This is a genomic window from Micromonospora rosaria, from assembly GCF_001567585.1.
Classification (GTDB): Bacteria; Actinomycetota; Actinomycetes; order Mycobacteriales; family Micromonosporaceae; genus Micromonospora; species Micromonospora rosaria.
This window is the reverse complement of record NZ_LRQV01000060.1, coordinates 1-26,853: the sequence shown is the minus strand read 5'-3', so window position 1 is coordinate 26,853 and position 26,853 is coordinate 1. Positions and strand designations below refer to the sequence as shown.

General features: G+C 74.9%; 15 protein-coding genes. 13 read left to right on the top strand and 2 right to left on the bottom strand.

Going from position 1 to position 26,853, the window contains the following annotated elements; all coding sequences use genetic code 11:
* Window positions 1–5 precede the first annotated feature (5 nt).
* From AWW66_RS34880 to AWW66_RS17215, 4 genes are all read left to right on the top strand, one after another.
* Window positions 6–140, top strand: coding sequence for an ALQxL family class IV lanthipeptide (locus AWW66_RS34880; protein WP_211271973.1), 135 nt, complete (start codon window positions 6–8; stop codon window positions 138–140).
* Window positions 141–246: 106 nt separating this feature from the next.
* A complete protein-coding gene (locus AWW66_RS17225) occupies window positions 247–1,290 on the top strand; it encodes a radical SAM protein (RefSeq protein WP_083978571.1) in 1,044 nt (347 codons plus the stop codon).
* A 14-nt stretch (window positions 1,291–1,304) separates the two neighbouring features.
* Window positions 1,305–3,038, top strand: coding sequence for an ABC transporter ATP-binding protein (locus AWW66_RS17220; protein ID WP_067367165.1), 1,734 nt, complete (start codon window positions 1,305–1,307; stop codon window positions 3,036–3,038).
* On the top strand, window positions 3,035–4,801 hold the full coding sequence (locus AWW66_RS17215) for an ABC transporter ATP-binding protein (RefSeq protein ID WP_067367158.1): 1,767 nt from the start codon (window positions 3,035–3,037) through the stop codon (window positions 4,799–4,801). The genes AWW66_RS17220 and AWW66_RS17215 overlap by 4 nt, the downstream gene beginning before the upstream one ends.
* 719 nt (window positions 4,802–5,520) lie before the next feature.
* Here the strand turns inward: AWW66_RS17215 and AWW66_RS17210 are convergent.
* The gene (locus AWW66_RS17210; protein ID WP_067367155.1) at window positions 5,521–6,027 is read right to left on the bottom strand and encodes a nuclear transport factor 2 family protein; all 507 of its coding nucleotides are present in this window, start codon (window positions 6,025–6,027) and stop codon (window positions 5,521–5,523) included.
* Window positions 6,028–6,368: 341 nt separating this feature from the next.
* Between AWW66_RS17210 and AWW66_RS17205 the strand changes: the two genes are divergently transcribed.
* Window positions 6,369–9,392, top strand: coding sequence for an AfsR/SARP family transcriptional regulator (locus AWW66_RS17205; RefSeq protein WP_083978570.1), 3,024 nt, complete (start codon window positions 6,369–6,371; stop codon window positions 9,390–9,392).
* Window positions 9,393–9,465: 73 nt separating this feature from the next.
* Here the strand turns inward: AWW66_RS17205 and AWW66_RS33750 are convergent, their stop codons facing one another.
* Entirely contained in the window at window positions 9,466–9,642 is a 177-nt protein-coding gene (locus AWW66_RS33750; protein WP_157527522.1) for a hypothetical protein, read from the bottom strand.
* A gap of 356 nt (window positions 9,643–9,998) precedes the next feature.
* Between AWW66_RS33750 and AWW66_RS17200 the strand changes: the two genes are divergently transcribed.
* The 8 genes from AWW66_RS17200 to AWW66_RS17165 all read left to right on the top strand — a co-directional run.
* Entirely contained in the window at window positions 9,999–11,354 is a 1,356-nt protein-coding gene (locus tag AWW66_RS17200) for an ATP-binding protein (RefSeq protein ID WP_067367195.1), read from the top strand.
* A 183-nt stretch (window positions 11,355–11,537) separates the two neighbouring features.
* A complete protein-coding gene (locus AWW66_RS17195; RefSeq protein WP_067367152.1) occupies window positions 11,538–12,584 on the top strand; it encodes a beta-ketoacyl-ACP synthase III in 1,047 nt (348 codons plus the stop codon).
* 104 nt (window positions 12,585–12,688) lie between these two features.
* Window positions 12,689–12,943 (top strand): acyl carrier protein, encoded by a 255-nt coding sequence (locus AWW66_RS34445; RefSeq protein WP_169807126.1) that lies wholly within the window; start codon window positions 12,689–12,691, stop codon window positions 12,941–12,943.
* 138 nt (window positions 12,944–13,081) lie between these two features.
* Window positions 13,082–19,429 (top strand): non-ribosomal peptide synthetase, encoded by a 6,348-nt coding sequence (locus AWW66_RS17185; protein ID WP_067367150.1) that lies wholly within the window; start codon window positions 13,082–13,084, stop codon window positions 19,427–19,429.
* 161 nt (window positions 19,430–19,590) lie between these two features.
* Complete coding sequence (locus tag AWW66_RS17180; protein ID WP_245648347.1) at window positions 19,591–20,403, top strand: thioesterase II family protein; 813 nt, start codon at window positions 19,591–19,593, stop codon at window positions 20,401–20,403.
* Between the two features lie 26 nt (window positions 20,404–20,429).
* Window positions 20,430–21,464 (top strand): TauD/TfdA family dioxygenase, encoded by a 1,035-nt coding sequence (locus tag AWW66_RS17175; protein ID WP_067367146.1) that lies wholly within the window; start codon window positions 20,430–20,432, stop codon window positions 21,462–21,464.
* 7 nt (window positions 21,465–21,471) lie between these two features.
* Window positions 21,472–23,274: a non-ribosomal peptide synthetase gene (locus AWW66_RS17170; protein ID WP_067367143.1), complete on the top strand. Its 1,803-nt coding sequence runs from the start codon at window positions 21,472–21,474 to the stop codon at window positions 23,272–23,274.
* A gap of 132 nt (window positions 23,275–23,406) precedes the next feature.
* On the top strand, window positions 23,407–26,853 hold a 3,447-nt coding region (locus AWW66_RS17165; RefSeq protein WP_169807125.1), incomplete at its 3' end, for a condensation domain-containing protein.

Here is a 26,853-nt window from a genome sequence, read left to right as displayed (position 1 = left end):
TCCCCGTGGAGACCGAGATCGACTTCGAGTTCGAGCTCGACGTGCAGGCGCTGCAGTTGCTGCCCGCCGACGACGAGGTCGCGCTGTTCCCCTGCGGCCCGACGACGTGCACGTCCAGCGGCTGCACCCGTACCTGCTGATCCCGCGGCGGTGACGACCGCCGATCCGATCAGGCGGACCGGGCGGTGCGGGGCGCGACCGGCGTCCCGCACCGTCCCGCCGCCACCACACACGAGGACGATGGTGATGACACTTCCCGAACGGCCCGCGGACGTGGTGTGGGACATCACCTACGCCTGCCCGTTGCGCTGTACCCACTGCTACTCCGAGTCCGGCCGCCGGCCCAGCCGTCAGCTCGACCCGGCCGACCTGCTGCGGGTCACCGACGCGCTGATCGCGCTGCGGCCCGGCTGGATCGCGCTGGCCGGCGGGGAACCGCTGCTGGTGCGCGGGCTGGCCGAGGTGGCCCGCCGGATCCGCGCCGCCGGCATCGGCGTGGCCCTCTACACCGGCGGCTGGTCGCTGTCCGACTGGACCGCCGCCGACCTGCTCACCGAGTTCGACCGGGTCAACGTCAGCGTGGACGGGGCGACCCCGGCGGTGCACGACCGCGTCCGGGGGCGGGCCGGCTCCTTCGACCGGGCGCTGGCCACCCTGGAACGCCTCGACGGGGCGGCCGGTCGGTTGCGCGCCGCCGGCCACCGCAGCGCCGAGTTCGGCGTCGACTGCACCGTGGTCCGCAGCAGCCTCCACCAGCTCGACCAGCTCTGCGCCACGCTCGCCGCCCGGCTGCCGCACCTGGACTTCGTCTGGATCGGCGCGGCCATGCCGATCGGGCTGGCCAGCCGCCCCAGCTTCGTCGACGCCGAACTGCTCGACGACGAGCAGGCCGACGCCCTCGCCGATCCCGCCACCGGCGAGCGGCTGCGCGCGCTGCTGCCGCCCACCGTCACCGTCGCCGTGCAGGACAACCGGATGCTCCAGGTGCACCCGGACCACCTCGCCCGGGGCTGGTACCCGTTCCTCCAGGTCGAGCCGGACGGCGCGGCCCGGGCCATGCCGATCTACGAGGGGACCGTCGGCAGCCTGCTCACCGAGGACCCCGGCGAGGTGTGGCGCCGCTGTGTGCAGCGGTGGAGCGACCCCTTCGTCACCGCGACCCTCGGCCCGGTCCGCACCATGCGGGACTGGGCGGCGGCCACCCGCCGCCTCGACCGGCACTTCGGCGACCGGCTGGTCCGCGCGCGCATCGAGAGGCGTCCGGCGCACCTCGCCGGGCAGCCCGGCTGAGCGGAGCGCCGACCGTGGCCGTGACCGCCTTCGCCCCGCTGCGCCGCCTCACCGGGTCCAGTCTGGCCCGGATGACCGTCACCGCCGGCCCGCCGCTGGTGGTGACCGCCGCCTGGACCGTCGCCGGGGTGGCGGCGACCCTGCTGCTGCCCGCCGCGGTGGCCGCCGCCGTGGACCGGGCGTTCGCCGGCGCCGGCCCCGGTCTCGCCCTCGCCATCCTGGTCGCCCTGGTCGCCGGGAAGGTGCTCGCCGAGGCGGCCGGGCTGGTCAGCCAGGCCAGGGCGGTGACCCGGGTGCTCGCCCGGGTCCGCCACCTGTTCGTCCGGCGACTCTTCGTGCTCGGGATCGCCGGCACCCGCCGGCACGACGACGGGGACCTGCTCGCCCGGTTCACCGGCAACACCGCCGCCGCCGCGCACGGCGTACCGTCGCTGGTCACCGTGGCGGTCGAGGCCGCCGCCTCGGTCGGCGGGCTGGTCGCGCTCTGCCTCATCGACTGGTGGCTCGGGGTGACCTTCCTGGTCGGGATCGCCCCGGCCGTGCTGCTGCTGCGGCTGATGATGCGGCGGGTCCGCAGCCGCTACGGCGACTACCTGCGCCACCAGGGCGACATCGCGGCCCGCTTCACCGACGCGCTGACCGGCAGCCGGACCATCCAGGCGTCGCGCACCCAGCGGCGGGAGACCGAACGGATCCTCGCCCCGCTCCCCGCCCTCGCCGAGGCCGGCCGGCAGACCTGGCGGGTGCAGGGGGACATCTCCTGGCAGCTCGACCTGGTCCTGGCCGGGCTGCGGGTGCTGGTGCTCGGCGTCGGTGGCGTCGCCGTGGTGCAGGGCCGGATCACCCCCGGCCAGTTCCTGGCCGCGTCGCTCTACCTCGGCTTCGCCCTCGGCTTCATCTACCTCTCCGACACCCTGGCCTTCCTGGCGCACGCGCAGGCCAACGCCGGTCGGGTGGACGAGATCCTGGACCAGGCCCCGCCCCGGCCGGGACCGTCCGGGGCGGCGGTCGGCCGGCTGCCCGCCGGCACGGGCCGGCTGGACCTGCGCGGGGTGACCGTCCGCCACGACGGCCACCCGGTGCTGACCGGGGTGGACCTGTCCGTCCCGGCGGGCACCACCCTCGCCGTGGTCGGCCGCAGCGGTGCCGGCAAGTCCACCCTGGCGCTGGTCGCCGGCGGCCTGCTGCGCCCCGACGAGGGCGAGGTCCGGCTGGACGGGGTACCGCTCGACGCGCTGACCGCCTCCGTGCTGCGCCGCGAGGTCGGCTACGCCTTCGACCGGCCGGTACTGCTCGGCACGACGGTGGCCGACGCGCTCGCGTACGGCCGGCCGGGGACGGACGGCGCGCGGGTGGAGTGGGCGGCCCGGACCGCGTCCGCCCTGGACTTCCTGCGCCGGCTGCCGGACGGCGTCGACACCCCGCTGACCCGGGTACCGCTCTCCGGCGGGGAACTGCAACGGCTCGGCCTGGCCCGCGCGCTGGTGCACGGCGGCCGGCTGATGATTCTCGACGACGCCACGTCCAGCCTGGACACGGTCACCGAGGCCCGGGTCACCGCCGCGCTGACCACCGGCCTGGCCGGTCGTACCCGGCTGGTGGTGGCGCACCGGGTGGCCACCGCGGCGCAGGTCGACGCGGTGGCGTGGCTCGACGGGGGACGGATCCGCGCGGTGGCCCCGCACCGCGACCTCTGGGCGCGGCACCCCGACTACCGTGCCGTCTTCACCGCCGGGAGCACCCCATGACCGCCACCACCCCCGGCCCGGCCCTGCTCGTGGCCGAGGTCCTCCGCCGCCGGGCGGCGTTGACCCGGATCGCCCTCTGGTCCCTGGTGGAGGCGGTGCCGTCGCTGACCGCCGGCCTGCTGGTGGCCGCCGCCGTGGACCGGTACGTGGCCGGGCAGGCGCTGGCCGGCACGCTGCTGCTGGCGGCGCTGCTGCCCGCCGCCGTCGTCGGCGTGCTCGGCACCCGGCGGCTCTTCCCCTGGCTGGCCGAGGTGGTCGAACCGGTCCGGGACGCCTTCGCCACCGCCGTCGTGGCGAACACGCTGCACGCGAGCACCGGCGTCGGCCGGCCGCCCGGCACCGCCGTGGTGGTCCGGCTCACCGAGCAGGTGGAGGCGGTGCGTGGGGCGCTGTTCGTGCTGCTGCGCCAGGTCCGCCAGGTCGCGTTCACCGTGGTCGCGGTCCTGGTCGGGCTGGCCCTGCTGGCGCCGCCCGTGGCCGTGTCGACCGCGCTGCTGGTCGCCCTGGCGGTGCTGCTCTTCGCCGCGCTGCTGCCCGGACAGGTGGCCCGGCACCGGGCGGTGCTGGCCGCCGAGGAGGACGTCTCGGCCCGGGCCGGGGAGACGCTGCACGGGCTGCGGGACGTGATCGCCTGCGGTGGCGAGCAGCGGGCAATCACCGACCTGGGCGACGCGGTGGACCGGCAGGTGGCCCGGGAACGCGCGCTGGCCCGGTCGACGGCGGCGCGCGGCCTGGTGATCCTCGTCGGCGGGCAGGTACCGCTGCTGGCCCTGCTGGTCGCCGCGCCCTGGCTGGTGCGCGCGGGCCACCTCGGGCTGGGCGAGGCGGTCGGGGCGGCCACCTACCTGTCGGTGAGCCTCGAACCGGCGCTGCGGGGACTCGTCGGCGTGCTCAGCAGCTCGGGACTGACCCTGGTGGTGAACCTGCGGCGGCTGGCCGAGGAGGTGCCGGCGCCGCCCCCGACCGCCGAGGGGCGGCAGCCGTTGACCGACCGGTACGACGTCGAGGTGCGGGACCTCACCTTCGCGTACGGGCCCGACTCGGACCCGGTGCTGCGGTCGTTCTCGCTCACCCTGCCCGCCGACGACCACCTGGCGGTCGTGGGGGCCAGCGGGATCGGCAAGTCCACCCTGGCCGGGCTGCTGGCCGGGCTCTGGCCCGCCGACCGGGGCACCGTACGCCTCGGCGGCGTGGACGTCCGGCAGGCCCGCAGCGACGACCTGCGCACGACCCTCGCCCTGGTCCCGCAGGAGGCGTACGTCTTCGCCGGCAGCTTCCGGGACAACCTGCGCTACCTCGCCCCGGAGGCGACCGACGACGACGTGCGCCGGTCGGCCGAGGCGGTGGGGCTGGCCCCGGTGCTGTCCCGGCTCGGCGGGCTGGACGCGCGGGTGGGGGCCGGCGGCGCCGACCTCTCGGCCGGTGAACGGCAACTGGTGGCCCTGGCCCGGGTGCACCTCAGCCCGGCCCGGGTGGTGATCCTCGACGAGGCCACCGCCCACCTCGACCCGGCCGCCGAGGCGCGGGCCGAGACGGCGTTCGCGGCGCGGCCGGGCACCCTCGTGGTGATCGCGCACCGGATCAGCTCCGCCCGCCGGGCGGCCCGCGTGCTGCTGATCGACGGGGACCGGCACCACCTCGGCCGGCACGAGGACCTGCTGCGCGACAGCGCCGGCTACGCCGAGCTGGTGGGACACTGGCGGACCACGGCCGAACTCCCGGCCACCGACCCGGGGGCCGCCCCGACCACCGCCGGCCGGTAGGCCGGTCGGCGGCAGGGCGGTCGGTGCGGGCCAGCGCCCAAGCCGGCCCCGGTGGCCCCGGCCCCGGCGGCTCCGGCGTCGGCGGCTCCGGCGTCGGCGGCTCCGGCACCGGTGGCTCCGGCACCGGCCGTCGGGTGCGGTACCGGGGCCGGGTGCGGCCCCGGCGGTCTCGGCTGCCGCCTGCGTGGTCGTGGTGGCTCGAAGCCCGGTCGTGCCGCCCGGCGAGCCGCGCCGTGGGTCCCCGTCCCGCCGTCACGACCCGGTGGGAGCGACGGTCCCGGCGAAGGACCGCCGCGTGAAGGCTGTGGAGCTGCCCGCACGGACGGGGCGCGCCCCGGGAATCGGCGCGGTCTCATGGGCGGGGCAGCTCGACAGGTTGTCGCCGACGACATCGTCGGCCCGGGGCGGACGTCAGGCCGCCTGACGACAGGTGGCAGCAGCCGGGCCGCAGGTGGCAGCAGCCGCTGGGCCGGGGGACCGGCGCGGGACAGGCGGGACCGACGCCGGGCCGACGCCGGTCGCGTCGGGGCAGCGACCCGGGACGGTAGGTCGGGGTAGCGATTCGGTGCAGCGGGTCGGGCGGTGCGGCCGTGGGGCCGCACCGCCCGGTGCCGGCGATGCCCGTACCGGGCACCGGTCGGTGCGGGTACGCCGGCGGCTCTGGTTCCGGGACGGTCCGACTGTCCGGTGTGGACACCGGTCGCCCCGGGCGGGTCGATTTACCCCATGGGGTGTGTGGTCACACCGGGCTGGTCGGTACCGTCGTCGGGGCCCTGGGCGGTGAGGGTCGTGCCGCGTGCGCCGCGCCGGCCGTCCGGCTCGGGGGCGACGAAGTAGTAGCGGCGGTAGCCGAGCAGCATGCCCTCGTCGGTGAGGGTGAAGACGTCGACGAAGTCGAGTTCGCCGTCGGGCTGCTGGCCGGGGTGGGGAGCGACCGATCCGGTGTAGCGTCCGGTCACGGCCACGCCGTCCCCGTCGGCGATGACCTTGTAGATCTGGTGGCGGGCGGGTGGCCCGGCGACCTGCGCGTGGGTCCGTAGCACCTCCGCCCGGCCCCGCCCCTGCGCCAGGTCCGGGCGGCGGACCTGGACGTGCTCGTCGAGCAGCGACCCGTAGGCGTCGATGTCGCCGGTGTCCAGGTAGTGGTACGACAACCGGACGTGGTCGACGCCGGCCGCCGTCACCGCCGCGCTCCGGGTCGGTCGTGCCCCCCCGTGGCTGCTCATCGGATGTTCCTCCCTGCGGGTCGTTCCCCGTTGGACCACGATCCGTGGCCGTTGTGGAAACTGTCGGGCAGAAGGCCAACTTCCGCCTATCACCGCGCTTTCCCGCAGGCATCGGACGTGGTTCCCGCAGGCATCGGACGTGGCCGGGGCGGCGGGCGGTGACCCTTGCGGCGCAGGCCACCCGGGGGGAGTCGCAGGAACTGGACCATCCCCCGGTGCCGTTGCGCAACCTACGGACGGTTCGAAAGAGATGATCTCTACGCTGGTGGACAGCGCCGCTGAGATGGGGTGAGCTACGTGAAGAATAGTCACTTCTGAATAGCTGTCGGCACGGGAGACACATGCCCGACTCGTTCACCGCCAGACCAGTCGCCGGGGACCGGATCATGTTCCGGGTGCTCGGCCCCCTGCAGGTGGAAGGGCCGACCGGCACGGTGCGTATCCCACCCGGTCGCCAGGAGATCATTCTGGCCTGCCTGCTCATGGAGGCGGGTCGGGTGGTCGGCACCGACCGGCTGCTCGACCTCATCTGGCACGAGGAGCCGCCGGACACCGCCCGTACCCAGATCCAGATCTGCGTGTCCCGGATACGCAAGAGCTTCACCGCCGCCGGGGTGGGCGCCGCGGTGGTCTCCCGCGCCCCCGGGTACGTGCTGAGCACCGACGAGGACACGGTGGACCTGCAGGTGTTCAACCGGCAGGTGATGGCCTCGCGGGTACTGGTCAAGGAGGGCAGGATCGCCGAGGCGGCCGAGACGCTGCGTGCCGCCGTGGCCCTGTGGCGTGGCCCCTGCCTCAGCGGCATCCCGAGCGAGGCGCTGCGCACCCGGGGGCTGCGGCTCGACGAGGACCGGCTCACCGCCATCGAGACGTACCTGGAACTGGAACTCGGCCTCGGCCGCAGCCACGAGGTCGTCGGCGAGATCAGCCGGCTGGTGCACGAGTACCCGCTGCGCGAGCGGATGCGCGGGCAGTTGATGCTGGCGCTGTACCGCTCCGGGCGGCAGGCCGAGGCGTTGGAGGTCTACCGGGAGGGGCGGGCGCTGCTCGCCGAGGAGCTGGGCCTGGAACCGGGGGAGGAGCTGCGCCACCTGGAGAGCGCCATCCTCGCCGGCGACCCGGCCCTGTACGCCGCCGGTGCCGCGCCGCACGGCCCGGAACACGGCCGGGTGACGGTCGCCGCCGCCGCGCCGACCCCGTACGGCGAGGAACGCCCGCACCAGCTACCGGCGGACACCGCGGACTTCGTGACCAGCGAGCCGCTGGTCCGGTCGATCGAGACCGCCCTGGTCGGCACCGACGGCCGGCGGTCGCTCGGCGTGGTGGTGATCGCCGGCAAGCCGGGCATCGGCAAGAGCGCGATGGCCACCCACATCGCGCACCGGCTCGGCGGCGAGCGGTTCCCCGACGGTCAGCTCTACTGCGACCTGCGCGGCGCGGGGTCCGAACCGGTCAGCGCCAAGGACGCCCTCGGCCGGTTCCTGCGGGCCCTGGGCATCCCCGGTCCGGTCATCCCCGACGACACCGACGAGCGCGCGGAGATGTACCGCACCCTGCTGGCCACCCGCCGGATGCTGGTGGTGCTCGACGACGCGGCCAACGAACGGCAGATCAGCCCGCTGCTGCCCGGCAGCAGCAGTTGCGCCGTGCTGGTGACCAGCCGGTCCCGGCTGACCGCCCTGCCCGGCGCGCAGCGGGTCGAGCTGGACGTGCTCGACCAGGCCGAGGCGTTGGACCTGCTGGGCCGGGTCATCGGCGCCGACCGGGTCAGGCGGGAGCCGGAGGCCGCCGCCGCGCTGGTCCGCACGGTCGGCGGGCTGCCCCTGGCGTTGCGGATCGTGGCGGCGCGGTTGGCCGCCCGGCCGCACTGGACCCTCGCCTCGATGGTGCACCGGCTGGCCAACGAGCGGCACCGGCTCGACGAGCTGGCGCACGGCGAGATGACCATGCGGGCCAGCCTGTCGCTGACCCACGACGGGCTCAACCGCGCCGATCGTCGGCTGCTGCGACTGTTCAGCCTGGCGCAGGGGCCGACGATGCCGGGCTGGATCGCCGGGGCGCTGCTCGACGACCACCGGCCCATCCCGTCCGACCTGGTGGAGCCCCTGGTCGACGTGCAGATGCTGGACGCCGTCGCGGTCGAGTCCACCGGCGAGTTCCGGTACCGCTTCCACGAGGTCATCCGGCTGTTCGCCCGGGAGCAGCTCGCCCTGCACGACAGTCCGGCGGTGCAGCTCGCCGCGACCGAGCGGATGATCGGCGGCTGGCTGGCGATCACCGAGCAGGCCCACGCCCGGGTGTACGGCGGCGACTTCACCGTGCTGCGCGGCTCCGCGCCCCGCTGGCAGCCCCCGGCCGCCTACCTCGACCGGATCCTGGCCGACCCGATCGAGTGGCTGGACAGCGAGCAGGCCAACCTCTGCCTGGCGGTGGAGCAGGCCGCCCAGGCCGGGCTGGACGAGCTCTGCTGGGACCTGGCCACCACGCTGGTCACCCTCTTCGAGGCACGCGGCTACTTCGACCACTGGGAACGGACCCACGAGCGGGCGTTGCAGGTGACCCGGGCGGCCGGCAACCGGCGCGGCAGCGCCGCCGTGCTCAGCTCGCTGGGCACCCTGCACATCAGCCGGCAGCAGCCCGAGGAGGCCCGCCGGTCGCTCGGCGCCGCGCTGGAGATCTTCGACGACCTGGGCGACGTGCACGGGCTGGCGCTGTGCCGGCGGGATCTGGCCCTGCTGGAGCGGCAGGGCGGCGACGACGACCGGGCCCTGGTGCTCTACGAACACGCCGCACGGGACTTCGAGCGGGTCGGCGACATCGTGGGCCGGGCGACCGTGCTGACCCAGAGCGCGCACATCTGGATGCGCCGGGGGCACAGCGCGGTCGCCCACGCCCAACTGGAGGAGTCGTTGGAGATCTTCCGCTCGGTGGGGTACACCCGGGGGGAGGCGCACGCGTTGCGTCGCGCGGGTCAGGTGCAGTTACAGCGGGGTGAGCACGCGCAGGCCGAGCAGACCCTGACCGGGGTGCTGACCATGGTGCGCCGCAGCCGGGACATCATCGGCGAGGGGCACCTGCTGCGCAACCTCGGTGAGGTGCACGCCGCGACCGGGCGGTACGACCAGGCGCGGGGGGCCTTCGAGCGGGCCCTGGCGGTACGGGAACAGATCATGGACCACGGCGGTGCGGCGGCGGTACGGCTGGACATCGCCCGGTTGATGGCCCGTACCGGTGCTCCCGGCCAGGCCGGGGAACTCCTGGAACACGCCGTGGTCACGTTCCGCGAGCGGGGGATGCGGCACGAGCTGCGGGAGGCGGAGCGGCTGCTGGAGGACCTCGCCGTGCGGCGGTCCGCCGCCTCCTGACCGCCGTGCGGCGGTCCGCCGTATCCGGTGACCCGCCCCGCGGCGGGTCTACCGCCCCCTGACCCGCGCCGGGTCAGTCCCAGGGGTGGTTGGCGCTCGGGGTGGCGCTGGGGCTCGGGCTGGGCGTGACCACCACGGGCCCACCGGTCGGGGCGGCGTCGTCGGCCTGCGCCGCAGCCGCACCAAAGGTGATGAATCCGGCGATCGCGGCGGCCACGGCGAAGATCTTCAGTGCGGTGGTGCGGCCCATGTCAACTCCTTCGAGGCTTTCCCGGTGGGGTTGACAACAAGCTATCGACGGGCGGAATCCCGGCCTTATCCCAGCAGTTATCCCGGCGCTATCACCGTTATCGCGGCGCGGTGGCCGGACGGTTGCGCCGGGATGGCGCGGCGTCGTCCAGCGCCCCCGTCGACCCCGCCGGCGCCCCCGGACCGTCCTCGTGAGCTGCCCCGGCGCGGGGCTTGGGCGCGTGATGCCCCGCCGATAGCGGCGTGCGGACGATGGATTGCGACGGGAAGGAATCCCGGCCATGGGATTGACGGTAGTCACCGTCCGCTTCCCGTTCCCGACATCCCCCGCAGCCGGAGAAAGTGGAGAACGCGATCATGAGCATCGACGTACGGACCACCGAGGACGTCCCGCAGTTCGGCCTGCTGATCCGTCAGCACCGGATGCGGATCGGGCTGACCCAGCGCGAACTGGCCGACTTCTCCACGGTCAGCGTGCGGGCGATCCGCGACCTGGAACAGGGTCGGGCCCGCCGCCCTCGGCAGGACACCGTACGGCTCATCGCCGACGGTTTGCGGCTCGGCCTGCGGGCCCGCGCGGACCTGGAGACCGCCGCCAACCAGGGCCGGACCAGCTGGGCGGTGAAGGCCAGCTACGAGGCCGAACCGCCGGCGCCCCCGGTCGCCGTCGACACCCTGCTCGGTCGGGAGCAGGAGACCGCCGTCATCACCGACGAACTCGGCTCCGGCGCCGAACGCCTGGTGACCATCGTGGGCACGAACGGGGTCGGCCGGACCCGGCTCGCCCTGGAGGTGGCGACCCGGCTGCACGCCGCCGACCGGACCCCGGTGCTCTGGTGCGCGGTGGCGCAACCGCCGGCCGGGGCGGGCGGGGACCGCCTCGCCGCCCTGGTGCGCGGCTGCGTCGACCAGCTCCTCGACACCGCCGACCCGGCGGCCGGCGACGACCTCGCCGCCTTCGTGGAGACCGTCGCCGACCGGCCGCCGCTGCTCGTGCTCGACGGCCTCGGCGACCGGACCGTCCGACCCGAGCGCGTCGCCCACCTGCTGCGCGGCTGCCCGGGACTGCGGCTGCTGGTCACCGCCGACCGGCCGCTCGACGTACCCGGGGAACGGCCCTTCCTGCTCGCCCCGCTCGCGCTGCCCGAGGAGACGGACCCGGCCGACCCGCTCGCCGTCAACCAGGTACCCACGGTCCGGCTCTTCGTCGAGCGGGCCCGGCGGGCCCGGCCGGACTTCACCCTCACCGCCGCCGACGCGCCGCTGGTCGCCGACATCTGCCGGCGGGTCGACGGGCTGCCCCTGGCGGTGCAGGCCGTCGCCTCCTGGCTGGTCGTCTACGACATCCCGATGCTGCACCAGTGCCTGCACGGCGACCCCGCCGGCCTGCTCCAGCACCTCGCCGGCGCGGAGGGCGGCACCCGGCTGCGCGACGCCCTGCACCGCCGCCTGGCGCTGCTGCCGGCCGCCGACCGCGACCTGCTCGCCGCGCTCTGCGCCCGGGGCGACACCTTCGGCCTGCCCGACGTGATGGCGCTGACCGGCCGGAACCTGCCCGACAGCGGCCGGGCGGTACGCGACCTGGTGCTGCACGGCCTGGTCCGCCCGAGCTACGAGGCCGGGCAGTCGCGGTTCCGCATCCTGCACCTGGTCCGCGCCGCCCAGCTCTGCGGGCCCGGCGTCGAGCCGGTGCCGGCGGATGTCGCGGCGTGACGGGACCCACCGGGGCCGCGACCGCGCCGGCCGACCCCGCCGGGCGTCGCGCAACTGCTGGACGGGTGCCGGAACAACTGCCGCCGGCCGGCCGGGGCCGCCGGTTGAATGACTGCACACCGAGCGGGAGCGAACCCGGCGGGTTGGCCGCCGAGCTCGATCACGGAACGAGGGAGGACGACCTTGTCGGCTGATGTCGAGTACAGCAAGCACACCAGAACGGCCGTCATCGCCGGCCTCGGCGCGTACGTGCCCGAGCGGGTGGTGAAGAACGACGAGGTCGCCGCGCAACTCGGCGTCACCACCGACTGGATCCGTGACCGGACCGGCATCGAGCAGCGGTTCCTCCTCGAGCCCGGCGGCGCCACCTCCGACCTCGCCGTCGAGGCGGGCCGGCGGGCCCTGGACTCCTGCGGGAACCCGGCGATCGACTTCCTGATCCTGGCCACCTGCACGCCGGACCACCCCTTCCCGGCGACCGCCCCCGCCGTCGCCGCCCGCCTCGGCCTCAAGGGCATCGCCGCGTTCGACCTCAACGCCGCCTGCTCCGGGTTCGTCTACGCCCTCTCGGTCGGTGCCGCCATGCTCGCCTCCGGCGCGTACGGCACCGGCCTGGTCATCGGCGCGGACGCGGTCTCCACCATCATCGACCAGTCCGACCAGATCACCGCACCGCTCTTCGGCGACGGCGGGGGCGCGGTGGTGATCCGCGCGGGCCGCCCCGACGAGCAGGGCAGCCTCACCGCCCACCTCCTCGGCAGCGACGGTGACCTGCTGGACATCATGAAGACCCCGGCCGGCGGCTCGCGGCAGCGTGGCGTCGGCATCGCCGTCGACGCCGAGAACAGCTACTTCACCATGGCCGGCCGGTCGGTCTACAAGCACGCGATCAACCGGATGAGCCTGGCCTCGACCAGGGTTCTGGAGCAGATGGGCTGGACCGTGGACGACGTCGACTGGCTCGTCGCGCACCAGGCCAACCGGCGCATCCTCACCGCCACCGCCGAGACGATCGGCATCGCCCCGGAACGCGCCGTGATCAACGTCGACCGGGTGGCGAACACCTCGGCCGCCTCCATCCCCCTGGCCTTCGCCGACGCGGTGGAGGCCGGCGCCTTCACCCCCGGCGACCGGGTGCTCCTGGCCGCCTTCGGCGGCGGAGCGACCTGGGGCGCGGCGGCGCTGACCTGGCCCGACCTGGGCCCGACGCCCCGGCCCGCGACCGCCTGACCCCCGACTCCCCGACCGGACCGACCGGCCCGGGGCGGACCAACCCGGCAGCACCCCGACCACAGACCCCGCCCCCGAGGGCGGACAGCCGATGGGAGAGACCCGTGAACAACACCCTGGAGTCCGCGACCGACACCCTGGACCGGGTGAACGAGATCGTCCTGGAGCAGGTCCCGGACCTGGCCGTGCGGATCGGCCCGGCCGACCGGTTCAGCCAGGACCTCGGGATCGACTCGCTCACCTTCGTCGACATCCTGGTCAAGGTCGAGAAGAACTTCGACATCGAGATCGACGACGACGAGCTGGCCAGCGTGCAGACCGTCCAGGACATCCTGGACCTCATCGCGCGGAAGCAGTGACCCGTTCGCCGGTAGCCCCCGCAGGTCCCCGCAGTCCCGACGACGGCCCACCGCGTCCCCACGTCAGCTGACGGCGTCGCGGTGGGCCGCAGTCGTCCATCCGTCCGTTCCGCCACTCCTCGCAGATGGGGGTCCATCATGTCCGGTCCGGTGAACCAGGCCCGGCCACTCAACGCGGCACAGCTCGGCGTCTGGTACGCCCAGCGGCTCGACCCGGGCAACCCGGTCTACAACATGGGCGGCTACCTGGAGATCCGTGGCCCACTCGACCCCGGGATCCTGCTCGCCACGATGGCCGCGCTGGTGGCCGAGGACGAGACGTTCCGGCTGCGGTTCACCGAGGTCGACGGCGTGCCCGCGCAGTACCTCGGACCGGCCCCGGACTTCACCCCGACCCTGCTGGACCTGAGCGCCGAACCGGACCCGACGGCGGCGGCGCTGCGCCACATGCGCGACGACCTGGACCGGGCCCCCGACCTGGAACGGGACCTCCTCTTCCACCACCAGGTCTACCAGCTCGGGCCGGAGCACTTCCTCTGGTACAACCGGGCCCACCACCTGATCCACGACGGGTACACCTCCACGGTGGTCCGGCGGCGGGGCGCCGAGCTGTACACCGCGCTGGCCGAGGGGCGGGCTCCCGTCGGCCCCGCGCTCGGCTCCTTCCTCGCCACCCTCGACGAGCAGGCGCGCTATCCCGGCACCGGGGCGCACCGCCGCGACGGGGCGTACTGGCGCACGCTGATGGCCGGCGCCAGCTACCCACCCGGCCCCGCCTCCGCCGACAAGCCCACCAACCGGATCGTCCGCCAGGTCACCCGGATCGCCCCGGAGATCGCCGACCGGCTGCGCCGGTTCAGCGAACGGGCCGGGGTGACCTGGCAACAGGCCCTGATCACGGCCGCCGCCGTGCACCGGTACCACTGGACGGGCCAGACGGACGTGCTGCTCAGCCTCCCGGTCCCCGGGCGGGTCACGCCGACCGCGATCAACGCGCCCGGCATGATGGCCAACATCCTGCCGCTGCGCTGCCGGATCGACCCCGCAGAGCCCGCCGAGGCCCTGGCCGCGCGCACCGCCGGGCAGACGCTGCGCGCCCAGTGGCACCAGCGGTACGACTCCACCGACCTGCTGCGGGACCTGGACTGGCCCACCGACGGGCACCGGCAGTTCGGCCCGGTGGTGAACATCGTGGCCGGCGACGAGCACGACACCTTCGCCGGACTGCCCGCCGTGCACCACCTCTTCTCCACCGGCGGGACCGCCGAGGACCTCGCGATCACCGTCACCCACCACCCCGAGGGCGGACTCCGGATCGACGTCAGCATCGACGCGGCGTACGCCGACAGTGTCGACCTCGACGCGTACCAGCGCACCTTCCACCACCTGCTGGCCGGGATGACCGACCGGCCCGGCGTCCCGGTCGGCGAGCTGACGCTGCTCGACGACGCCGAGCGCCACCGCATCCTGCGCGACTGGAACGCGACGGCGGTGCCGGTGCCGGACGAGTCCCTGGCCGCGCTGTTCGCGGCGCGGGTGGTGGCGGCCCCGGGGGCGGTGGCGCTGGTCGGCGAGGGCGGTCGGCTGTCCTACGCCGAAGTGGACGCGCGGGCGAACCGGCTGGCCCGGCACCTGCTGGCGGCGGGTGTCCGTCGGGGTGGCGTGGTGGGTGTGCTGCTGGAGCGGGGGTTGGACTTCGCGGTGGCGCTGGTGGCGGTGGTGAAGACGGGTGCGGCGTACGTGGTGCTGGACCCGGAGTTCCCCGACGAGCGGCTGGCCTGGACGGTGACCGAGACCGGGGCCTCGGCGGTGGTCAGCCGGGCCGACCTGGCCGGCCGGCTCGGCCCCGCCGGCCGGGTGGTCGCCGTCGACGCGGAGGCGGCGGCGATCGCCGCGCGGCCGGGCACCGACCCCGGTGTCGGGATCGACCCCGGTGACGTGGCGTGTGTGATGTTCACGTCGGGGTCGACGGGTGTGCCGAAGGGTGTGGTGTCGTCGCATCGGGCGTTGGTGGGGTCGGTGGTGGGGCAGGGGTATGCCTGTTTCGGGCCGGGTGAGGTGTTTCTGCAGTGTTCGCCGGTGTCGTGGGATGCGTTTTCGTTGGAGTTCTGGGGGGCGTTGCTGTTCGGTGGGGTGTCGGTGTTGCAGCCGGGGCAGCGTCCGGAGCCGGCGCTGATCGTGTCGTTGGCGGCCGAGCACCGGGTGTCGATGCTGCAACTCTCGTCGGGGTTGTTCAACCTGTTGGTGGATGAGTATCCGCAGGTCTTCGACGGCCTGCGGGTCGCCTTCACCGGGGGTGAGCCGGCGTCCCCGGCGCACGTGGCGCGGATCCAGGCCCGGTGCCCGGACCTGCGGGTCGCCAACGGGTACGGGCCGGCCGAGTCGATGGGCTTCACCACCACCTACGACGTGCCGGTGGGGATCACCGGTGCCTCCGTCCCGGTCGGCACCCCCGTGGCCAACAAGCGGGCGTACCTGCTCGACGGCCGGTTGCGGCCGGTGCCGGTCGGCGTGGTGGGTGAGGTGTACCTGGCCGGGGTGGGTCTGGCGCACGGGTACCTGAACCGGCCCGGTCTGACCGCGGAGCGGTTCGTGGCGGATCCGTTCGGGGGTGCGGGGGAGCGGTTGTACCGCACGGGTGATCTGGCGCGGTGGACGGCGCAGGGTGTGTTGGAGTTCGTCGGCCGGGTCGACGGTCAGGTGAAGGTACGCGGGTTCCGGGTGGAGCCGGGGGAGATCGAGGCGGTGTTGCTGCGCCACGAGGCGGTGGCGCAGGCCGCGGTGCTGGCCGCGCCCGATCCGTCCGGCACGCTGCGGCTGGTCGCGTACCTGGTGGCCGAGCCCGGGACCACCGTGGCGTCGGCGGAGCTGCGGCAGTGGGTGCGGGGGCAGGTGCCCGAGCACATGGTTCCTTCGGCGGTGGTGCTCCTGGAGCGGATGCCGTTGACCGCGAACGGGAAGCTCGACCGGCGGGCCCTTCCTGTTCCGGAGTTCACCGCGAGCGCGGGTCAGGGGCGGTCGGCGCGGGACGCGCGGGAGGAGATCCTGTGTGGCCTGTACGCGGAGGTGTTGGGGGTGCCGTCGGTCAGTATCGACGACGATTTCTTCGAACTCGGCGGGCATTCCCTCCTCGCCGCCCGGTTGGCGTCGCGGGCGCGGGCGGTGCTCGGGGTCGAGTTGACCATTCGGGACGTCTTCCAGGCCCCCACCATCGCCACCCTCACCGGGCACCTGGCCGACACCGGTCGGGCCCGCCCCCGCCCCGCCGTCGTCCCCGCCGACCGGGCCGACCGCATTCCGCTGTCGTACGCCCAGCGCCGGCTCTGGCTCATCGACACGCTGGAGGGGAGCAGCCGGACGTACAACGTGCCGCTCGCCGTCCGGCTCACCGGTGACCTCGACGTGGCCGCCCTGCACCTCGCCCTGACCGACCTGGTCGGCCGGCACGAGATCCTGCGGACCGGATACCCGACGGTCGACGGGGAGCCGTACCAGCGGATCCACCCGCCCGCCCCGGTCACCCTCGACCGGCAGGCCGTCACCCCCGACGACCTCGACGCGCGGCTCGCGGCGGCGGCCGGACACGTCTTCGACCTCGGTGCCGCCCCACCGGTCCGGTTCACCCTGTTCGAGCTGGCCGACGACGACCGGGTCCTGCTGATCCTGCTGCACCACATCGCCACCGACGGCCAGTCGCTGCGGCCCCTCTTCGCCGATCTGGCCACCGCGTACGCGGCCCGGATCGGCGGCCGGGCCCCCGACTGGACGCCGCTGCCCGTGCAGTACGCCGACTACGCGCTCTGGCAACGGGCGGCCCTCGGCGACCCGGCGGACCCGGCCAGCCTGCACGCCACCGACCTCGACTACTGGCGGCAGGCCCTCGCCGGGCTCCCCGAGGAACTCGGGCTGCCCCTGGACCGCCCCCGGCCCCCGGTCGCCGACCACACCGGTGGCGCGGTACCGGTGCGGATCGACCCGGCGCAGCGGCGGCGGATCGCCGAGCTGGCCCGTCAGCAGCGCTGCACGCCGTTCATGGTGCTCCAGGCCGCGCTGGCGCTGACCCTGACCCGGTTCGGGGCGGGCACCGACGTGCCCATCGGCACCCCCGTCGCCGGCCGCAGCGACCCGGCCCTGGACGGCCTCGTCGGGTTCTTCGTCAACACCGTCGTCCTGCGGACCGACACCTCCGGCGACCCGTCCTTCGCCGACCTGCTCGCCCGGGTCCGTGGCACCGACCTGGACGCCCTCGCCCACCAGGAACTCCCCTTCGACCTGCTGCTCGAAGCCCTCAACCCGGTCCGGACGCTGGCCCGGCACCCCCTGTTCCAGGTCTGCCTCGCCCTCGACGACGCGGCCGACGGCCAGCTCCGGCTGCCCGGCGTGCACTGTGGCCGGGGCGGTGTGGTGGACACCGGGGCGGCCAAGTTCGACCTGGAGTTCCTGCTCCGCGACGAGGGGGACGCCGGCATCGGCGGCGCGCTGCTCTACAGCACCGCGATCTTCGACCACGGCACCGTGGAACGCCTCGTCGCCGGTCTGCTCCAGGTCCTCGACCAGGTGCTCGCCGACCCCACCCGACCGGTCGGCACCGTCGACGCGATCGGTGCCGACGAGCACCGGGCCGTCGTCCACGACTGGAACGCGACGGCGGTGCCGGTGCCGGACGAGTCCCTGGCCGCTCTGTTCGCGGCGCGGGTGGTGGCGGCCCCGGGGGCGGTGGCGCTGGTCGGCGAGGGCGGTCGGCTGTCCTACGCCGAGCTGGACGCGCGGGCGAACCGGCTGGCCCGGTTGCTGCGCTCCCGGGGCGTCCGGCGCGGTGGCGTTGTCGGGGTGCTGCTGGAACGCGGGCTGGACTTCGCGGTGGCGCTGGTGGCGGTGGTGAAGACGGGTGCGGCGTACGTGGTGTTGGACCCGGAGTTCCCCGACGAGCGGCTGGCCTGGACGGCGACGCAGGCGGGGGCGGCGGTGGTGGTGGTGACCCGCGACAGTTTCGCCGCCCGGGTGGCCGCCGGCACGCCGGTGGTCCGGGTGGACACCGACGCCGAGGCCGTCGCGGCGCACCCGCCGGTCGACCCGGGCATCCGCGTCGACCCCGGTGACGTGGCGTGTGTGATGTTCACGTCGGGGTCGACGGGTGTGCCGAAGGGTGTGGTGTCGTCGCATCGGGCGTTGGTGGGGTCGGTGGTGGGGCAGGGGTATGCCTGTTTCGGGCCGGGTGAGGTGTTTCTGCAGTGTTCGCCGGTGTCGTGGGATGCGTTTTCGTTGGAGTTCTGGGGGGCGTTGCTGTTCGGTGGGGTGTCGGTGTTGCAGCCGGGGCAGCGTCCGGAGCCGGCGCTGATCGTGTCGTTGACGGCCGAGCACCGGGTGTCGATGCTGCAGTTGTCGTCGGGGTTGTTCAACCTGTTGGTGGATGAGTATCCGCAGGTCTTCGACGGTCTGCGGGTCGCCTTCACCGGCGGGGAACCCGCCTCGCCGGCCCACGTGGCCCGGATCGCCGCCCGCTGCCCGGACCTGCGGGTGGTCAACGGGTACGGCCCCGCCGAGTCGATGGGCTTCACCACCACCCACGACGTCCCCGCCGACGTCGCCGGCCCCACGGTGCCGATCGGCCGGGCCGTCGCCAACAAGCGCGCCTACGTCCTCGACGACCGGCTGCGGCCGGTGCCGGTCGGTGTCGTCGGCGAGGTCTACCTCGCGGGTGTCGGCCTGGCGCACGGGTACCTGAACCGGCCCGGTCTGACGGCGGAGCGGTTCGTGGCGGATCCGTTCGGGGGTTCGGGGGAGCGGTTGTACCGCACGGGTGATCTGGCCCGGTGGACGGCGCGGGGTGTGTTGGAGTTCGTCGGCCGGGTCGACGGTCAGGTGAAGGTGCGGGGGTTCCGGGTGGAGCCGGGGGAGATCGAGGCGGTGCTGCTGCGCCACGACACGGTGGCGCAGGCCGCGGTGGTCGCGGCCCCGGACCCCTCCGGCACGTTGCGGCTGGTCGCGTACCTCGTCGCCGAGCCCGGTGCCGTGATCGAGGCGGCGGAGCTGCGGCAGTGGGTGCGGGGGCAGGTGCCCGAGCACATGGTCCCCTCGGCGGTGGTGCTCCTGGAGCGGATGCCGTTGACCGCGAACGGGAAGCTCGACCGGCGGGCCCTTCCTGTTCCGGAGTTCACCGCGAGCGCGGGTCAGGGGCGGTCGGCGCGGGACGCGCGGGAGGAGATCCTGTGTGGCCTGTACGCGGAGGTGTTGGGGGTGCCGTCGGTCAGTATCGACGACGATTTCTTCGAGTTGGGTGGGCACTCGCTGCTGGCGGCGCGGTTGGCCAGTCGGGCGCGGGCGGTGCTCGGGGTCGAGTTGACCATTCGGGACGTCTTCCAGGCCCCCACCATCGCCACCCTCACCGAGCAACTCCCCGCCGCCACCCCGGCCCGCGCCCGCCCGGCCCTGCGCCGGCGCACCCAGGCCGGCGCCGCCCTGCCCAGCGGCCCGACCACCGGCTGACTGCGCGGGGCAACCTGCCCCGCAATCTGCCGCTGCCCACCGGGAAACGTCGATAGTCTCCTTCCGAATGGGATCGAAGAACTGTCGTCACGCCGATTCCCCGGCCCGATCCTGTCTCTTTCGCAATTCTTTCCGACGCGCGTCGAAGAATGGAGCGCACCGTGGATCCTGCCCGACAGTACGACTCGACCGACGGTCCGGGGACGCCGGCGCCCGCCCCCGACGACGTCGTCTGGGTGCTCCCCGGCGACGGCGCCCACCGGACGTCCCTGCTGGTCCTGCCGCACGCCGGCGGCAACGCCCACGCCTACGCCCCCTGGCGGGCGCTGCTGCCCACCGGCGTGCGCCTGCTGATCGGCCAGTACCCGGGGCGCGGCGCCCGGTTCAGCGAGCCGCTGCCCGAGCGGATGGCCGACCTGGTCGACCCGATCGTGGCCAGCCTGCCCGCCGACACCGACGACCTGGTGGTCCTCGGCCACAGCATGGGCTCCCTGGTGGCGTACGAGGTCGCCCGGGCGCTCACCACCGCCGGCCGGGCGCCGCGCGCCCTGATCGCCTCGGCCTGCCGGGCCCCGTTCCTGCCCAACCCCAGCCCGGTGCACCCCGAGACGCTCGACGACGACGCCCTGGTCACCGCGATCCAGACCCGGGGCGGCACCGACGACGGCATCCTCGACGAGCCGGAGCTGCGGGAACTGCTGCTCCCGTCGATCCGCGCCGACTTCGCCATCGACGACGCCTACCGGCACGCCGGGGCCGAGCCGCTGACCTGCCCGGTGACCGTGATCGGCGGCGACGCCGACCCGGTGGTGCCGGCCGAGGCGCTGGCCAGCTGGACGCAGGTCACCCGGGCGGACCTCGTCACCCGGATCCTGCCCGGCGGCCACTTCTACTTCCAGAGCCAGCTCGACGCGTTCCTGTCGATCGTCACCGGCGTGCTCGACGGCGGCCTCGTCCGGTCCGACGCCGCCTGACCCCACCGACCCCCCAGGAGGATCCCATGTCACCGACCGCCCAGGCGGTACCCGCCACCGACCTCGACGTGCACCGGGAGGCGGGCCGGCCGGCCATCACCGTCACCCCGTACCTGCCCACCATGGACGCCGCCGTCGAGTGGCTCACCGCCCACCACGCCGCCCTGCGCGCCGAGCTGCTGCGCTCCGGCAACCTGCTGATCCGGGGCCTGCCGGTCGCCGACACCGCCGACTTCGCCCGCGCCCGGGGCGTGCTGATGCCGACCCGCACCGGGTACCGGGAGAAGGCCACCCCGCGTACCGACTTCGGCGAGGGCGTCTTCTCCTCCACCGACCTGCCCGCCGTGCAGCCGATACGGCTGCACAACGAGAACAGCTACACCCTCGACTTCCCCGGCACCCTGATGTTCGGCTGCCTCGTCGCCCCCGAGACCGGTGGCGCCACCACCGTCGGCGACACCCGGGAGGCGCTGCGGCGGATGCCCACCGACCTGCGGGACCGCTTCGCCACCCACGGCTGGCTGCTGGTCCGCAACTTCTCCGAGCTGGCCGGGCTGCCCTGGCAGACGAGCTTCGCCACCGAGGACCCCGCCGAGGTGGAGCGGTACTGCGCCGAGCACGTCATCGGCCACGAGTGGCTGGCCGAGGGGGAACTGCGGACCCGCCAGCGCCGCTCGGCCATCGTCACCCACCCGGTCACCGGTGAGCAGAGCTGGTTCAACCACTTCGCCTTCTGGAACCGCTGGTCCCTCGACGCCGACGTCCGGGACGTGCTGCTGGAGACGTACGGCGACGACGGCCTGCCGTTCGACACCTACCTTGGCGACGGCTCCCCGCTCACCCGCGACGAGGTGGACGCCATCAACCAGGTGTACACCGAGGTGACCGTCCGGGAGACCTGGCAGGTCGGCGACGTGATGCTGGTCGACAACATCGCCTGCGCCCACGGGCGGGAGGCGTTCACCGGTGCCCGCAAGATCGTGGTGGCGATGGGTGACGAGGTGGCGCTGGCCGACTGCCAGCCGCAGACCGCCCCGTCGGCCACGGCGCACGGGGAGTGAGCCGGCGATGACCAGCGCGCTCACCCGCCCCGTCGATCTCGACCGGGCGGTCCCCGCCCGGGACCTGCTGGACCGGCTCGCCGAGGTCCCCGCCGACCGGACCGCCGTCGTCGCCGGCGACACCACCCTCACCTTCGGCGACCTGCGCGAGCGGGCCGCCCGGATCGCCCGCCGCCTCGCCCGGCACGGCGTCGGGCCGGAGAGCGTCGTCGCGCTCTGCCTGCCGCGCGGCGCCGACCTGGTGGCGGCCCTGCTCGGCACCCTGACCGCCGGGGCCGCGTACCTGCCGGTGGACCCGCGCCTACCCGCCGATCGGCGGCGGTACCTCGTCGAGGACGCCGGTGTCGACCTGGTCGTCGTGGCCGACCCGGGCGTCGATCCGCTGACCGCCGGCGTACCCCAGGTCCCGGTGGCGGAGCTGACCGCGCCCGACGGCGACACCGGGTACCGGCCGGTGCCGGTGCCCCCCGGCGCCCTCGCGTACGTCATCTACACCTCCGGCTCCACCGGCCGGCCCAAGGGGGTCGAGATCAGCCGGGGCGCGGCGGCGGCGTTGCTGGCCGAGCTGGAGTCCACCGGCATCGTCCGGGGCGAGGCGGGCCGGGTCGGCTGGAACGCGTCCCCCTCCTTCGACGCCTCCGTCCAGCAGTGGGTCCGGGTCTGCCGGGGCGACACCCTCGTCATGCTCGACGACCAGACCCGCGCCGACCCGGCGCTGCTCGCCGCGCTGATCGGCGACGCCGCCCTGACCGACCTGGACATCACCCCGTCGCACGCCGACCCGCTGCTGGAGCACCTGCCCGCCGCCGGGGCGGCCCGGCCGTTGACCCTGCTCGTCGGCGGCGAGGCGATCAGCCCCGCGCTGTGGGGGCGGATCGCGGAGCTGGTGGCGAGCGGCGTGCTCCGGGCGGTCAACGTGTACGGCCCCACCGAGTGCACCGTCGACGCCACCGCCGGCTGGATCACCGGCGAGCACGCCCCGCACATCGGCACCGTCCTGCCCGGCCTGAGCCTGCGGCTGCTCGACGACACCCTGACCCCGGTCACCCCCGGCGAGGTCGGCGAGCTGTACCTGGCCGGCTCCCGGGTCGGGCGCGGGTACCGGCGTCGGCCCGGCCTCACCGCCGAACGGTTCGTCGCCGACCCGGACGCCGTCGACGGGCGGCGGATGTACCGCACCGGTGACCTGTGCCGGCAGCTCCCCGACGGCCGGCTGGAGTACCTGGGCCGCGCCGACGGGCAGGTCAAGGTCCGGGGCCACCGCATCGAGCTGGGCGAGATCGAGGCCACGGTCGCCGGGCACCCGGCCGTCGTCGAGGCCGCCGTGGTGCTCCGCGACGACCCGGCCGGCGAGCCGACCCTGGTCGCGTACTACCGGGCCACCGCCGCCGTCGACCCGACCGAGCTGCGCGACCGGGCCGCCGCCGACCTGCCGGCGTACATGGTGCCGGCGGCGTTCGTCGGGCTGGACCGGTTCCCGCTGACCAACAGCGGCAAGCTGGACCGGGCGGCGCTGCCCGCCCCCACCGGGGCCGCCGTCCCGGAAGCCCCGGCCGCCGGGGACGAGCCCACCGGCCGGGTGGAGGAGCTGATCGCCTCGGTCTGGCGGCACGTCCTCGGGGCGTCCCGGATCAGCGCCGACGACAACTTCTTCAAGCTCGGCGGGCACTCCCTGCTGGCCATCAAGCTGGTCGCCGGGGTGCGCCGCGAGCTGGGCCTGAGCCTGCCGGTCCGGGCCGTCTACGAGAACCCCCGGCTGCGGGACCTGGCCCGGACCATCGAGTCCCGCCTCGACCAGCCCGCCGGCTGAGTACCCCGTCATCCGCAACCCACCGGCGTGCGACCTGTCGGCGAACCCCGCCCCGGACAGGTCGCACGCCCCTTTCCCGAGGTCGTGGCGCCACGGCTGACGACGGTCGTGGTCGAACAGGAGGAGTGTCCCGTGATCCCGTTGTCGTACGCGCAGCGCCGGTTGTGGTTCCTGAACCGGTTGGAGGGTCCGTCGGCGACGTACAACGTGCCGGTGGTGGTGGAGTTGTCGGGGGTGCCGGACCGGACGGCCCTGGCCGCCGCCGTGCGGGACGTGGTGGCGCGGCACGAGGTGTTGCGGACGGTCTTCCCGTCGGTGGACGGCGAGCCGGTGCAGCGGGTGCTGGACGGGTCGCCGGTGGGCCTGTCGGTGGTGGAGTGCGCCGCCGCCGAGGTGGACGCGCGGGTGTCGGGGATGGCGGGGGAGTCGTTCGACATCGCGGTGGACGTGCCGGTGCGGGTGCGGTTGTTCGTGGTGGACGGGGTGCGGTCGGTGCTGGTGGTGCTGCTGCACCACGTCGCCACCGACGGCGCCTCCACCGGCCCCCTGCTGCGCGACCTGTCCACCGCGTACGCGGCCCGTGCCGCCGGCACGGCCCCCGCCTTCACCCCTCTGGAGGTGCAGTACGCCGACTACACGCTCTGGCAGCGGGAGCTGCTGGGGGAGGAGTCCGATCCGGACAGCGTGCTGACCCGGCAGCTCGCCTGGTGGCGGGAGACCCTGGCCGGCTCGCCGCAGGTGCTGGACCTGCCGCTGGACCGGCCCCGCCCCACCGAACCCTCCCGGCGCGGCGGCACCGTCACCGGCTGGCTCGACGCCGACGCGCACCGCCGGCTGACCGACCTGGCCCGCGCCCGCCGGGCCAGCATGTTCATGCTGCTCCAGGCCGGGCTCGCGGCCACGCTGAGCCGGGTCGGGGCGGGCACCGACGTGCCGATCGGCGCGCCGGTCGCCGGGCGGCCCGACGAGGCGCTGCACGACCTGGTCGGCTTCTTCGTCAACACGGTGGTGCTGCGTACCGACCTCACCGGCGACCCCGGCTTCGCCGACCTGGTCACCCGGGTCCGCGACGCCGACCTGGCCGCGTACGCCCACGAGGACGTGCCCTTCGACCTGGTCGTGGAGGGCCTCAACCCGGACCGGTCGCTCGGTCACCACCCGTTCTTCCAGGTCATGCTCACCGCCGACACCGCCGCGCCGGCCGGCGTCCGCCTCGGTGACCTGGCCGGCACGCTGCGCCCGGCCGCCCTCGCCTCGGCCAAGTTCGACCTCACCGTCTTCTGCACCGAGGTCCGCGCCGACGACGGCGCCCCGGCCGGCGTCGAGGTCTGGGTGCAGTACGCCACCGACCTGTTCGACGAGGCCACCGCCCGGCTGCTGCTCGACGTGTACCTGCGGCTGCTGCGCGCCGCCGCCGCCGACCCGGCCACCCCGGTCACCGCCCTCGACGTGCTCACCGATCAGGAACAGCAGGCCCTCGCCGACCGCCGGGCCGCCACCCGTACCGAAACCGCCGACGCGCCCGCCGCCGGGCCGGTGCACGACGACCCGCTCACCCCGCGCGAGGAGATCCTCTGCGGGCTCTTCGCCGCCGCCCTCGGCGTCGAGCGGGTCGGCCGGCACGACAACTTCTTCCGTTCCGGCGGCCACTCGCTGCTCGCCACCAAGCTGGTCAACCGGATCCGGTCCGTCCTCGGCGTGGAGATCGGCCTGCGGGACCTCTTCCTCACCCCCACCGTCGCCGGGTTGGACCGGCGGATCGGCGAGCTGGCCGGCGTCGGCCGGCGGCCGGCGCTGACCCCGCTACCCCGGCCCGACCTGGTGCCGCTGTCGTTCGCCCAGCGCCGGCTCTGGTTTCTCAACGAGATGGGCGGGGCCAGCCGGATCTACAACATCCCGGTGGTGCTCCGGCTGGACCGGCCGCTGGACCCGGCGCTGCTCACCGCCGCCGTCGGCGACGTCCTCGCCCGGCACGAGGTGCTGCGCACCGTCTACGCCGCGGTCGACGGGGAGCCGTTCCAGGTGGTCCTGGAGCGGGCCGAGCCGGCGGTGACCGTGCTGGACACCCCCGCCGCCGACCTGCCCCGGGTGGTGGACGCCGCCACCGGACACGCCTTCGACCTCGGGGTGGAGATCCCGCTGCGGGTGTGGCTGATCCGGGTCGACGACGGCAGTCAGCTCCTGGTGGTGCTGGTGCACCACATCGCCGGGGACGGCTGGTCCACCGGGCCGCTGCTGCGCGACCTGGCCGAGGCGTACGCGGCCCGCGCCGCCGGCACCACTCCCGGCTGGACGCCCCTGCCGGTGCAGTACGCCGACTACACGCTCTGGCAGCGGGACACCTTCGGCACCGCCGACGACCCGGAGAGCCTGCTCGCCCGGCAGCTCGCCCACTGGCGCACCACCCTGGACGGGATGCCGCAGCTCCTGCCGCTGCCCGTCGACCGGCCCCGCCCGGCGGTGTCCAGCCAGCGCGGCGACGTCGTCCCGTTCACCCTGGACGCGGCGACGCACGCCACCCTGCTCCGGCTGGCCCGCGACCACGGCGCGACGCTGTTCATGGTGCTCCAGTCCGCGCTGGCCGCCCTGCTGTCCCGGCACGGCGCCGGCACCGACGTCCCGGTCGGCACGGTGGTCGCCGGCCGGGGCGACGACGCCCTGGACGACGTCGTCGGGTTCTTCGTCAACACCCTGGTGCTGCGCACCGACCTTTCCGGTGACCCGACCTTCGCCGAGCTGCTGGCCCGGGTGCGTGACGCCGACCTGGCCGCCTACGACCACCAGGACGTCCCCTTCGAACGCCTCGTGGAGGAGCTGAACCCGGCCCGCTCCACCGCCCACCACCCGCTGGTGCAGGTCACCCTCGTGCTCCAGAACACCGGCGCGCCGCCCCGGGCCGGGTCGCCGCTGGCCGGCACCGAGGTCCCCTTCGACACCGGCACCGCGAAGTTCGACCTGACCCTGGCGGTGCGGGAGGACCACGACGGGAGCACCCCGGACGGGGTGCGGGGCGTGCTGGAGTACGCCACCGACCTCTTCGAGGCGGACACCGCGCGGCGGCTCGCCGACCGGCTCGCCCGGCTGCTGCGCGCCGCCGCCGCCGACCCGGACCGGCCGGTCGCCGACCTCGACCTGCTCACTGAGGAGGAGCACCGCCGGTACGCCGCCGGGCACCCGCACCCGGCACGGCCCGCCGCCGGCCTCGCCGACCTGGTGCAGGCCCGCGCCGCCGCCGACCCCGACGCGGTCGCCCTGGTCACCGGGGACCGCCGGATCACGTACGCCGCTCTCGACGCCGACGCCAACCGGCTCGCCCGGCACCTGCTCGCGGCCGGCGTACGCCGGGGCGACGTGGTCGGGGTCCTCACCACCCGCCCCGCCCTGCCGCTGGCCACGCTCGCCGTGCTCAAGGCCGGCGCGGCGTACCTGCCGCTCGACCCCGACCTGGCCGACGGGCCGCTGGCCGCCCAGGCCGGCGCGGTCCCGCTCGCCGCACTGGTCACCGAGGCCGGGCTGGCCGGACGGCTGCCCGGCCCGGCCACCGGCCCGACGGTCCTGCTCGACCCGCCCGCCGCCCGG